The 9,704-nt window shown below is 69.8% G+C and carries 21 protein-coding genes; 16 read left to right on the top strand and 5 right to left on the bottom strand.

All coding sequences use genetic code 11. From position 1 onward, the window contains the following. Positions 1–100 precede the first annotated feature (100 nt). The 3 genes from ACQEVU_RS57315 to ACQEVU_RS57305 all read right to left on the bottom strand — a co-directional run bounded on the left by ACQEVU_RS57315 (position 101) and on the right by ACQEVU_RS57305 (position 2,246). Positions 101–1,612, bottom strand: coding sequence for a hypothetical protein (locus ACQEVU_RS57315; protein ID WP_433339633.1), 1,512 nt, complete (start codon positions 1,610–1,612; stop codon positions 101–103). A gap of 73 nt (positions 1,613–1,685) precedes the next feature. Continuing rightward, complete coding sequence (locus ACQEVU_RS57310; protein ID WP_433339632.1) at positions 1,686–1,877, bottom strand: hypothetical protein; 192 nt, start codon at positions 1,875–1,877, stop codon at positions 1,686–1,688. Positions 1,878–1,949: 72 nt separating this feature from the next. Further along, positions 1,950–2,246, bottom strand: a complete 297-nt coding sequence (locus ACQEVU_RS57305; protein ID WP_433339631.1) for a hypothetical protein — start codon at positions 2,244–2,246, stop codon at positions 1,950–1,952. Between the two features lie 88 nt (positions 2,247–2,334). On the opposite strand from ACQEVU_RS57305, the gene ACQEVU_RS57300 reads away from it, so the two are divergent. Both ACQEVU_RS57300 and ACQEVU_RS57295 read left to right on the top strand, forming a co-directional pair. Further along, positions 2,335–3,075, top strand: coding sequence for a helix-turn-helix domain-containing protein (locus ACQEVU_RS57300; RefSeq protein ID WP_433339630.1), 741 nt, complete (start codon positions 2,335–2,337; stop codon positions 3,073–3,075). A gap of 314 nt (positions 3,076–3,389) precedes the next feature. After that, positions 3,390–5,027 (top strand): TROVE domain-containing protein, encoded by a 1,638-nt coding sequence (locus tag ACQEVU_RS57295; RefSeq protein ID WP_433339629.1) that lies wholly within the window; start codon positions 3,390–3,392, stop codon positions 5,025–5,027. A gap of 228 nt (positions 5,028–5,255) precedes the next feature. On the opposite strand, the gene ACQEVU_RS57290 is transcribed toward ACQEVU_RS57295, so the two are convergent. Both ACQEVU_RS57290 and ACQEVU_RS57285 read right to left on the bottom strand, forming a co-directional pair. Beyond that, on the bottom strand, positions 5,256–5,453 hold the full coding sequence (locus tag ACQEVU_RS57290) for a hypothetical protein (protein ID WP_433339628.1): 198 nt from the start codon (positions 5,451–5,453) through the stop codon (positions 5,256–5,258). A gap of 66 nt (positions 5,454–5,519) precedes the next feature. Then, positions 5,520–5,705, bottom strand: a complete 186-nt coding sequence (locus ACQEVU_RS57285; protein WP_433339627.1) for a hypothetical protein — start codon at positions 5,703–5,705, stop codon at positions 5,520–5,522. Positions 5,706–5,813: 108 nt separating this feature from the next. Between ACQEVU_RS57285 and ACQEVU_RS57280 the strand changes: the two genes are divergently transcribed. The 14 genes from ACQEVU_RS57280 to ACQEVU_RS57215 all read left to right on the top strand — a co-directional run bounded on the left by ACQEVU_RS57280 (position 5,814) and on the right by ACQEVU_RS57215 (position 9,689). Next, positions 5,814–6,050, top strand: coding sequence for a hypothetical protein (locus ACQEVU_RS57280; protein ID WP_433339626.1), 237 nt, complete (start codon positions 5,814–5,816; stop codon positions 6,048–6,050). Further along, a complete protein-coding gene (locus ACQEVU_RS57275; protein WP_433339625.1) occupies positions 6,047–6,244 on the top strand; it encodes a hypothetical protein in 198 nt (65 codons plus the stop codon). The genes ACQEVU_RS57280 and ACQEVU_RS57275 overlap by 4 nt, the downstream gene beginning before the upstream one ends. Further along, complete coding sequence (locus tag ACQEVU_RS57270; RefSeq protein ID WP_433339624.1) at positions 6,241–6,456, top strand: hypothetical protein; 216 nt, start codon at positions 6,241–6,243, stop codon at positions 6,454–6,456. Before ACQEVU_RS57275 ends, ACQEVU_RS57270 begins: the two co-directional genes overlap by 4 nt. After that, positions 6,453–6,809 carry a hypothetical protein gene (locus ACQEVU_RS57265; RefSeq protein WP_433339623.1) on the top strand — a complete coding sequence of 119 codons (357 nt, stop codon included), beginning with the start codon at positions 6,453–6,455 and terminating at the stop codon, positions 6,807–6,809. Before ACQEVU_RS57270 ends, ACQEVU_RS57265 begins: the two co-directional genes overlap by 4 nt. Positions 6,810–6,811: 2 nt before the next feature. Beyond that, a complete protein-coding gene (locus tag ACQEVU_RS57260; RefSeq protein WP_433339622.1) occupies positions 6,812–7,054 on the top strand; it encodes a hypothetical protein in 243 nt (80 codons plus the stop codon). Position 7,055: 1 nt separating this feature from the next. Beyond that, positions 7,056–7,256, top strand: coding sequence for a hypothetical protein (locus tag ACQEVU_RS57255; protein ID WP_433339621.1), 201 nt, complete (start codon positions 7,056–7,058; stop codon positions 7,254–7,256). Beyond that, positions 7,256–7,555 (top strand): hypothetical protein, encoded by a 300-nt coding sequence (locus ACQEVU_RS57250; protein ID WP_433339620.1) that lies wholly within the window; start codon positions 7,256–7,258, stop codon positions 7,553–7,555. Before ACQEVU_RS57255 ends, ACQEVU_RS57250 begins: the two co-directional genes overlap by 1 nt. Next, a complete protein-coding gene (locus ACQEVU_RS57245) occupies positions 7,552–7,818 on the top strand; it encodes a hypothetical protein (RefSeq protein WP_433339619.1) in 267 nt (88 codons plus the stop codon). The genes ACQEVU_RS57250 and ACQEVU_RS57245 overlap by 4 nt, the downstream gene beginning before the upstream one ends. Beyond that, positions 7,815–8,039, top strand: coding sequence for a hypothetical protein (locus tag ACQEVU_RS57240; protein ID WP_433339618.1), 225 nt, complete (start codon positions 7,815–7,817; stop codon positions 8,037–8,039). The genes ACQEVU_RS57245 and ACQEVU_RS57240 overlap by 4 nt, the downstream gene beginning before the upstream one ends. Beyond that, positions 8,036–8,425 carry a hypothetical protein gene (locus tag ACQEVU_RS57235; protein ID WP_433339617.1) on the top strand — a complete coding sequence of 130 codons (390 nt, stop codon included), beginning with the start codon at positions 8,036–8,038 and terminating at the stop codon, positions 8,423–8,425. The genes ACQEVU_RS57240 and ACQEVU_RS57235 overlap by 4 nt, the downstream gene beginning before the upstream one ends. A gap of 64 nt (positions 8,426–8,489) precedes the next feature. Then, positions 8,490–8,750: a hypothetical protein gene (locus tag ACQEVU_RS57230; RefSeq protein WP_433339616.1), complete on the top strand. Its 261-nt coding sequence runs from the start codon at positions 8,490–8,492 to the stop codon at positions 8,748–8,750. Then, complete coding sequence (locus ACQEVU_RS57225; RefSeq protein WP_433339615.1) at positions 8,747–9,229, top strand: hypothetical protein; 483 nt, start codon at positions 8,747–8,749, stop codon at positions 9,227–9,229. The genes ACQEVU_RS57230 and ACQEVU_RS57225 overlap by 4 nt, the downstream gene beginning before the upstream one ends. After that, entirely contained in the window at positions 9,226–9,477 is a 252-nt protein-coding gene (locus ACQEVU_RS57220) for a hypothetical protein (RefSeq protein ID WP_433339614.1), read from the top strand. The genes ACQEVU_RS57225 and ACQEVU_RS57220 overlap by 4 nt, the downstream gene beginning before the upstream one ends. Then, positions 9,474–9,689: a hypothetical protein gene (locus ACQEVU_RS57215; RefSeq protein WP_433339613.1), complete on the top strand. Its 216-nt coding sequence runs from the start codon at positions 9,474–9,476 to the stop codon at positions 9,687–9,689. The genes ACQEVU_RS57220 and ACQEVU_RS57215 overlap by 4 nt, the downstream gene beginning before the upstream one ends. Positions 9,690–9,704: the final 15 nt, after the last annotated feature.

The following is a 9,704-nucleotide window of genomic DNA, read 5'->3' as shown; positions in this document are numbered from 1 at the left end:
TGTCCTTGTCGTAAACGGGGCGACTCGCGTAGCGCGCGCGGACATCCGGGAGATGTGGAGATCTCCACATCTCCACATTTCTCCACTCCGCGGACGGCGCTCATACCGGCCGCGCCGAACCCGGACGCAACGCCCTGTTGTCCAAGCTCACCCACTGCTGCGCAAGCGCATGCTCCAAGCCCACGTCGAAGAACGGGCGGTCCTCGGCGGACATGGCCCGCTTCGTCGCACCGTGCGTTGCCTCGCCCCGCTCGTGGATGCGCCGCCCAATCCAGCGGGCAATCCGCTCGGCGCGAGCATCAACGGTTCGGCGGGCAACGTGCGCCTTCTCCTCGCGGTCGACATGCGCCGCTGTTTGCTGCGCGGCAAGCATCTGCGCCTGCCGCCGGCCGAACTCGACCATCCGGTCGCGGGTCTCGCACGACGTCGTCCACAGCACCTCGGACAGCTGCCAGTCCTCGTCGCTGACCTCCATGCGCCCGTCGATGACGGCCAGCAGGGCGGCGAGCTTGCACCGCATCAGGTCAACGTGCGAGTCGAGCTCTTCAACGACCTGTTTCCCGCGCACGACGTCGACCCGGCGTGCCCAGAGCTGGTCGGCGATCCACTTCGGTCCGCCGATCGTCCCGGTGATCGCCTGGCCGCTGTCATCGTGCAGTGGCAGCCAGAACGGGCGCTGTGCGTCAGGGCGAGTTGACGGCAGCGACGGGTCGATCGCCGATGCCCACAGGAAACGCTGTGGTGTACCGGGCCCGCCGTCGCCGAGGAGATCCTGGACCGTCTTCGGCTGGTAGCCGATGACCATCCCGCACGAGTAACTGCGGCGAGGGATGAGCCGGGTCGTTTCGTCACGTGCGTTCTGCTGGCCGAGCGGGCCGCCGACCCATGCGGTGCGGAGCGCCTGGCCGATCGTTGCACCCTGCCGTTCCTTCATCATCTTCGTGAGGGTTTCGCCCTCGTCGAGGTAGTAGAAGACGTTGTGCCGGACCTGCGCGCGGACCTTCTCTGTCTTCGGGTCGCCCTTGTTCGCGTTGGCGCTGTTGCGGGTGTGAAGCTCGCCGGTCTCACGTTCGGCGGTGCCCATGTAGGCCTCTGCGAGTCCTTCGCCGGTGCCAAGGGGGATGCCGTCCTTGAACTTGTCGGGGTCGATGTTGCCGTCGGCGTCGACGAGGTAGGCCGGCGCGATGACGATCTCCTGGCCGACCTCGACGGCCTGGCTCTTGCCGCCGCCGGACGGGCCGACGGCACCGCCGAACAGGTTGAGGCTGCCCGGGCCGCGGCCGAGGTCGAAGATCAGCTTGGGGCTGACCATCGCCGAGGTGCGGCACATGACGGTGAGCATGGCTACGTCTCCACTGCATCCGTTGCGCCAAGCCGCTTGGCGGATGGCGCGGAATCTTTCGCGGGCTTCCCAGAACTCTTCGGGGAGGTTGGCGACGGCGTGCATCAGCTCGCGCTGCTCGGCCTCGCTCAGCGGCGTTTCGGGGGGAGCTGGTTCATCCGCCCGGTCGTCCGGTGGCTCCATGTCGACGCCCGCTTCGTAGGCGTCCCAGAGGTCGGGGTCCCATGGTGAGGCGCCATCGGGCTGGTTGACTTCGGGTGGTGCGGTCATGAAGTCCCCCGTGTGCCGCCCGCCCGCGGGCACGGGGTATCGCGGGCGGGCGGCACCTTGTGGTTGTGCACGGTCAGACCGCCGCCGGGCGCTTCACGCCGAGGAGCGCGCGGGCGTCGCGCAGCTGCTGGCGGAGATCGCGCAGATCGGAGCGGTTGAGCTGGTTGCGGCGGATGCGCCTGGCGCGGCGCCGGTCGCTGGCCGACTCGGCAGTGTCGGCGCTGGCGAGGTTTGTGCCGCGGTTGGTACCGTGATGGACAGACACGACGGAGGCTCCTTCCGTTGGGCCCGGCGCACAGGTGGTTGCACACCTGCCGGGCCAATGTCGTTTCTGGGGTCAGGCCGCGATCGCGGCTTCGATCTCCTCGTCCGCGTCGTCGATCTCGCGGATCTCCAGCACCTCGTCGAGGCTCAGCGGCTTGCACCTGTAGCGCTTCGCGAAGAGTTCGATGCCGGCCATGAGTTCGGTGATGGTTCGCACGCCGACGCGCCGCCCGCCGCTGGTCGCGTTCCAGAAGCTCTGGTACGGCACGTGCAGCAGTTCGCTCTGCTGGCGCCGGTTGAGCTTCTTCACGCCGACCGCCGCGGTCAGACGATCGATCGCTTCGGGGCGGAGGTAGATGCCTCGCGTCATGTGCTCAATCTAGCATTTCCGGATGTGGAAATTCCAGAGATGGGCGGGCCGGATTTCCAGATCTGCCCGAACGAGGGAAGATGGCCGCGTGGGGGACAAAAACGAGCCGAAGACGCCAGCCGGGCACTACCTGGAAGCCCGCATGAAGCAGGTCGGCCTACAGCGGAAACTCGACCTCGCTCTGGCTGCTGACGTGTCGCCGTCGACGATCACCCGGCTGTTCTCCGTCGCTACCTACCGGCCCGACGTCGGCAACGTGCGGAAGCTCGCGGCAGCCCTGCAGGTGAGCCCAGACGAGCTGATGGCAGGCATGGCTGGCGAGGCAGCCGCCGCACCGGAGCCGCCGGCCCTGCCCCCACTCGCCGCCGAGCTCGGCCGGATGCTCGCCGACGACTCGCCCCTGTCGGAGCGTTCACGGCAGGCGCTCGCCGCGCTCGTCGACCGCGTCATGGACGGCAGCCGGCGGGAGATGCGCGGCGGCCCCGAGGCGGACATCGCCGTGGTCCTCACCGAGGGCGAGACGGAGCGGCACATGCTCGTCCAGGTCAAGGACTCCCCGCAGCCCCCTGTGGCGCCGCCGTTCGCATCCCTCGCCTGGCTGGCCTCGGACGGCTCGCCGATGGAGGACGATGCCCGTCAGGCGCTGCGGCAGCTGCTGGCGTCGGCGTTGCGTCTCGGCCAGCAGGCGATGCTGTTGCACGACGAGCTGTACGGGCCGCTCGACGACGGGGACCTGCGGCGGGGCGGGCTGGCGGGGCGGGCACAGGTGCCGGCGCCGAAGCGGGACGCGACAGACGTGGTGAGCGGCCGACACGCCACCTCCGGTTGAATCGATGAGACAACATCGCGGCCTGCTGCTACCGTGACCTCTGCTGTTCCTATGTGAAGCCACACGGTTACTTCTCTGGCTGAAAACACCGTGCGGCGTCTTGTTCTCGGGACGGCCCACAACTTCACGAGCGGGGCCTGTGCGCAGATGAGGAGTTCTTCGCCTCTTAAGCGGGTTGTCGCGGGTTCGAGTCCCGCTGGTCAGGCGAAATCCTGGCTGTAGCTCAGTTGGCAGAGCACCTACGATCGCCTCACCGATTGGTTCTCGGCCCCGCTCAGAAGTGCGTGTGCCTCCCCATGCGAAGGGTTGAGGCAGTGTCGAAGTTCAACGTCAGGGACACCCGCGCGGCATCCGGGACCGGTCCGATCGTCTCTGAGCAGCGCCCGACGGGCGTGACCCACGAGGGCGGCGCCGGCTACGCCCGCGACGTCAGGTCGGGGCTGTTCCTGCTCGCCGTGGCCAACATGGTCGGCGAGGCCACGTTCTACGAGTCCGCCGGCGGACGCGACTCCCGGTACGTCCAGCTCGTCCACGAGGCCGCGGTAACCGACCCGGCATGGACGGCACAGTTCCTCGGCTGGCTCCGCGGCGCCGGCAACATGCGCACCGCGTCGATCGTCGGTGCCGCCGAGTACGTCCGCAGCCGCCTCACGCTCGGCGGCGGCGACCAGGCCCTGCCGGCCGAGGCCCGGAACCGTGCGGTCGTCGCGTCGGTGCTGCAGCGCGCCGACGAGCCCGGCGAGCTGCTCGCCTACTGGACGTCGCGGTACGGCCGGAAGATCCCGATGCCGGTCAAGAACGGTATCGGCGACGCGGTGCAGCGGCTGTACACGGAGCGGTCGCTGCTCAAGTACGACACGGCGTCGAGGGGCTGGCGGTTCGGTGACGTCATCGACATGACCCACCCGAAGCCGTCCGCGCCGTGGCAGGGCGACCTGTTCAAGGTGGCGCTCGACTGGCGGCACGGCCGCGACGACGTGAAGCTGCCCGGCAGCCTGTCGACGCTGGTCGCGAACCTGCAGCTGCGTCTCGACGCCGCCGCGGACCCGGTGGTGCTGCTCGACGCCGGACGGCTCGCCGAGGCGGGCTGGACGTGGGAGAACGCCCTGTCCCTCGCCGGGTCGAAGCTGGACAAGGCGAAGCTGTGGGAGGCGTTGATCCCGGCCATGGGGTACATGGCGCTGCTGCGGAACCTGCGCAACTTCGACGAGGCCGGCGTCTCCGACACGGTCGCCGACCAGGTCGCGGCACGACTCTCCGATCCGGAGCAGGTGGCGAAGTCGCGGCAGCTGCCGATGCGGTTCCTGTCCGCGTACCGGGCGGCGCCGTCGCTGCGCTGGTCGTACCCGCTCGAGCAGGCCCTCGGCCACTGCCTCGGGAACATTCCGCGGCTCGGCGGCCGGACTCTGGTCCTTGTCGACACGTCCAGCTCGATGAACGAGGCGTTCTCCAAGGACGGCACGCTGATGCGCTGGGACGCCGCGGTCGTGTTCGCGGTCGCCCTGGCCCAGCGGTGCGCGGCGGCGGATGTGGTGTCGTTCTCGTCGATGCAGCAGTACTGGGGCGATCCGGCAGGCGCGAAGACGAAGCCGTTCGACATGCGCGGCGGCGAGTCGCTGCTGCGGGCGATCGACCGGTGGAGGTCGGGCGGCTGGTTCCTCGGCGGCGGCACCGACACGGCGGGGGCGCTGCGGAAGCACTACGCCGGCCACGACCGTGTTGTGATCGTCACCGATGAGCAGGCGGGTGTGGACGGGTCGGAGGTGTCGCAGTCAATGCCGCAGGACCGGCCGCTGTACACGTGGAACCTCGCCGGGTATGAGCGCGGGCATGCCCCGTCGGGCCGGAACCGGTGGACGTTCGGCGGGCTCACGGATGCCGGCTTCTCGATGATCCCGCTGATCGAGAGCGGGCGCGAAGGCGCCTGGCCGTGGCAGGCGGCGGTGAGCTGACTCGCGATGCACGACGCCCCGGACCGCTCGTTACGCGGCCCGGGGCGAAGGCGGGCGGCTCCGGGGCGCCTCAACCGAACGGTGTCGGAAGGGTCCGACAGCGGACCTGGCGTGATCCCCGCGAGCTGCGGCGGGACGTCGGCCGGCTGTACCGCCGCGGCGGGTGACGCGGTTGCCCGCGCCAGACGGCCGTCCGTCCCGAGGCCAGACTACGCGTAGCCGGGCCGGTCAGCCGCCGGCAAGGCTATTCGGATCACGGAACTCGCTGCACTGCCGGTTCCGGCACTTCTCGTTCGGCCGCCACTGGTCGGTGTTGACGCTGTTGCTGACGTCGACCCAGCCGAGCTCGCGGCGGCTACCGCACTCAGGGCAGGGCGTCGGGCGGTACCGGTGTCGGTCGGCGGCCGTGTAGATGGGTTCGTCCATGGCGGCGACGCTACTCACGATTGAATGACGTGCGGACGGCCGAGTAGGGCTCCACCGCTCCGGTCGTTACGGCACCTGTTCAGGTGGCCGTTTCGGCATCTTGGCGCCGGGCTTGCGCAGCCACCAGTCGAGGAATTCGCGGACGAGTTCACCGACCGAGGTGCCTTCAGCCTTGGCGCGCCGGATTGCCGCGTACCAGGTGTCGTCAGGTACGCGCACCGAACGGTGCTGAGTTTTGGGCTGGTCAGGCACATCGCCGACTCTATCGGGTGTACGTACAGATCCACAACGAACAACTCTTTGGTGTACGTACCCGGAGAGGTATGGTGTACGTACACCTGCGAGCTTGGAGCTGCGAATATGACCAACCTGTCCCGCCACCTCGTCAGCCGCGACCGCGCCGGCCGCCACCTCTACCGCTTCCCGAACGGCCAGGAGGTGTCGGTCATCCCCGACCCGGGCACCCCGCTGCGCTGGGAGCTGCTCGCCTACGGCGGCAGCGGCAACCCCGAGGTGAACCTGACCTCCGAGCAGGCCGAGAAGCGGCTGGCCGAGATCGCGGCGGAGCCGATGCCCGAGTGGGACGGCAAGTCGTGACCGAGCTTCCCGAGACCGTCACGATCTCCACCGACGAGTACCTGGAGCTGGTCGAGTCCAGCCTGATGCTCGACGGCCTGCTCACCGCCGGCGTCGACAACTGGACCGGCTACGACCACATCGACCGGGCCGCGATCCGCACGGGCGTGGCCAACGCCGAGGCGGCCCTGATCGCGAAGGGGAACGACCGGTGACGATCGCCAACATCGAGGCTGAGATCGGCGTGCACCTCGCCGCCATCGCCGACCTGCGCGGACGGGGGGCCCGTGCGCTCGCCGACTACGGCGCGTCCGGCCGCGAGATCATGACGTGGCTGCGGGTCCGTGGGCTGTCCGACGCGGAGGCGAGCACGCTCTGCGTCGACATCATCCGGGAGCGCCGGGCCGCTGCGGGGCTGACCTCGTGACCTCCACGATTGACATCCCGGTCGCCGCCTGCGAGGTCCGCCCCGGTGACCGCCTGGTCCCCGCCCGCGGTAACGTCCGCCTCGTTCGCGAGGTCGAGCACCGCGACCGTTCCCTCATCACCTGGCCGGGCTTTGAGCGGATGGTCGTCGACGACCTCGACCCGCACGAGCCGGTCACCCTGCGCTGCCCCACCGAGCCGACCGACGGGTGGGACTACTACGCCGGACGGCAGCCGGGCACCGTCCTGCCCTGCTCCTGCATCTACCGCCGCGGCGCCGAACCCGGCAACTGGGTGCGGGCGATCACCGTGCCGGGCTGCGCCTGGTGCGACCCCAGCGACGAGGAGGACTGACCGTGGCCGAGTGGACGGTCGACGTGCCGGTGACCGGGTCGATGACCGTCACCGTCCATGCCGACACCGAGGACGAGGCACGCAACCTTCTCGCCAACGGCGAGTACACGCCGGACGGCACCCTGTGCATCCAGTGCTCCGGCTACACCACCGAGGCGAACAAGTTCCCCGTCCGGTTCAGCCTCGACCTCGACCCGATCGAGCCGCCCGACGAACTCGACCTGTACACCCGCGAGGAGGACTGACGTGGACGAGACGGTGAAGCTCGACATCCGCATCGAGATCAGCCAGCACGACCCGGAGTACGACACGGAACTGACCGTCGACCAGTGGAATGCGCTCACCGACGCCGAGCGCAGCGCGATCTACCAAAACGCTTGGAGTGCACTCGCGGAGCGCGACAACGGCGGTGTCCGTGTCGTCACCGAAGGCGCCGAGGGCCTCTGATGGGCACGCTCGCCGACATCCGCAAGGCCGCCGACGCCGACGTACACGTTGGGCCGTCGGACTGCCCTCCGGGGCACTTCATCGTCACGGCGAAGGTCCTGGGCGTCATCACCGACTACCTGTGCGCCGGCGGGCCCGGCGACGACACCGCGGCGATCGTTGGCCGGATCGAATACCCGCCGCCGGGCGGCGAGCGCCGGGCCGTCGCCTACCGGGGCGACGGCATCAAGGGCGGCCAGTGGCTGACCCGGCCGTGGGAGTACGCATCCGAAGCGTTCAAGGAGATGACCGCACCGTGACCTACGACATCTACGGCATGCGCCACCCCGACGTGGACCGTCTCGTCGCCGAGCAGATCCGCGACATGATGTTCCCGGTCCGCTGCACCTGCGGGCAGGTCTACGACCTCGGCAAGGTCGAGGTGACGGCCCGGTACACGGACTGCTCGATGTGGAAGGCGCCGTGCTGCGGCCGTCAGGCCGACGACCGGGGCGAGACCGGGTGGAAGTCGACACAGGACTACTACCGGCTTGACCGCGACGGGCGCGTGGTGCGGCGATGAAGGCCTGGTGGAACGGGCTCGACAACGACGTCAAGCAGATCATGTTCGTGGTCGGCACATTCCTGGCCAGCCTGTACCTGGCGACGATCGGGCTGTGGGTGGCGACCGGCTACCCGTGGGCGTTCGTGACCGTCGCGTGCGTGTCCGGTGCCCTGTTCAGTCTGTTCGGCCTGGTGAAGCTCGCGGAGGCAGTGTTCCCGACGAAGGAGACCAAGCGATGACCGACCAGTCCCCGCTCGCCAAGGCTGAAGAGGCGAAGCGCCGCCGCGACATCGGCGGTGAGATCGGCGCCCTCATGGCCGGCGCTGATGCGCTCGCCCGCCAGCCGTGGGCGCCGCTGCGCCCCGGCGACGTCGTGCTGCTGTACTCGCCCGCGGCCAACGGTGCGCCAGCGCTCGGACAGACGTACCTGGGCGTCGACGAGACCGACGTCGACGGGCACGCGATGATGCGCGAGGTGTCCCGCACCGTCGAGGAGTTCGCGGAGGATGGCCTGGCGTCGTTCTGCGAGCTTTGGTTCGAGGCCGGGCCGGGTGCGCTGACCGTCATCCGCGCCGGTGCCGTCGTGTACGGCACCCCGGCCCGCGACGTGAGGGCGGGGCGATGACCGACTACCTGTACGACCCGCCGGAGTTCGAGGCGGCGCTGCTGCGGTATGCGGAGGTGCGGTCGTGATCGACCCGGCCGCCCTCGTCGCCGCCCTGACCGCCGCCGGCTTCACGACCGTCGGCGGCCGGTCCGGCGCCTACACGCGCATGGGCTGGCCGCCGCACCTCGGCGAACGCGGCACCCTCGTCGTGTCGATTGACCCGACGGCACCCGAGCACGAGTCGATGACGGCATCGCTGCTGCTGCAGCTGCGGCGCTCCGCCGAGGCCGGCGCTGCGGCCGGGGCTGTGCTGGCGGCGCTCGGCGAGGAGGTGGCGGCGTGAGCGAGTCCGCGACCTACACCACCACCTGGTACGACCTGTATCACCACCTCGCGGCGACCGGCGGCACCATGACCGTCCGGGGCGTCCCGGAGCAGCTCGACTGCGAGCCGATCGAGTGGGTGGCGTCGGCACGAGGCCTGAACCGCTACGACGGTGACGGCGAGTCGACGGCCACCTGGTACCCGGACGCCGGCGATGTGCTGCTGGCTCCCGAGTCGATCCCGGTGCAGCCCCGGAAGCCGCGATGCGCGGACGGTGTCGCCGAGGCGGCTCGTCTGCTCCGTCAGGCCGCCGAGGGGCGCCTCGAATACCTGGCGTCGTGCCCCGACCAGCGTGCCCGTGACGTGCTGGAGACCGAGGCGAGCACGCTCCGGCACGCGGCCGACGTCGTCGAGGGTGACCTGACGCCGTTGTACGGCTGGCTGCCGTCGTGGCGGTGGACGGACGAGATGACCGCCGCGGCGCGGGAGCAGTCGTGACGACCCGGGACATGGACGCGCTCACCCCCTCGCAGCGGGACGTGCTCGGCGCAATCGCGATCGGCCTTGACAGCGGCCATCCGTACGAGGTGCTGGTGGCGCTCGCGGAGAAGGGGCTGATCGTCGGTCACCACGAGCGCGCGGCCGGCTGGCCGCCGGTGGTCGTGACCCGCTGGGAAGTGCCGCTCGACGTACACATCCGGTGGGCGGCGTGGTGTTCGGCGCAGCCCGACGAGGTCAACGAGTGATCGTCGACGGTGACGAGCCGATGACGGAGTACGCGGTCACCGTCGCCTACCCGCCCGGCCACGGTTCGCAGTGGGCTGGCGAGACGGTGCTGATGTCGACCGGCGGCGACCTGTCGATGGCGCTGCGCCGAGCGAACGTCCACGAGGAGAACGGCGCCGAAGTCCATGTGCTGAGGCGGTCGTGGCGCCCGGGGAAGTGGGAAGGGATCTGATGGCCGCGCCTCTCC

Origin of the sequence: Dactylosporangium sp. CA-139066 (genome assembly GCF_050936175.1) — a bacterium.
Classification (GTDB): Bacteria; Actinomycetota; Actinomycetes; order Mycobacteriales; family Micromonosporaceae; genus Dactylosporangium.
Note: the sequence above shows the minus strand (reverse complement) of the source record. Positions and strands in the feature narration are given on the sequence as shown.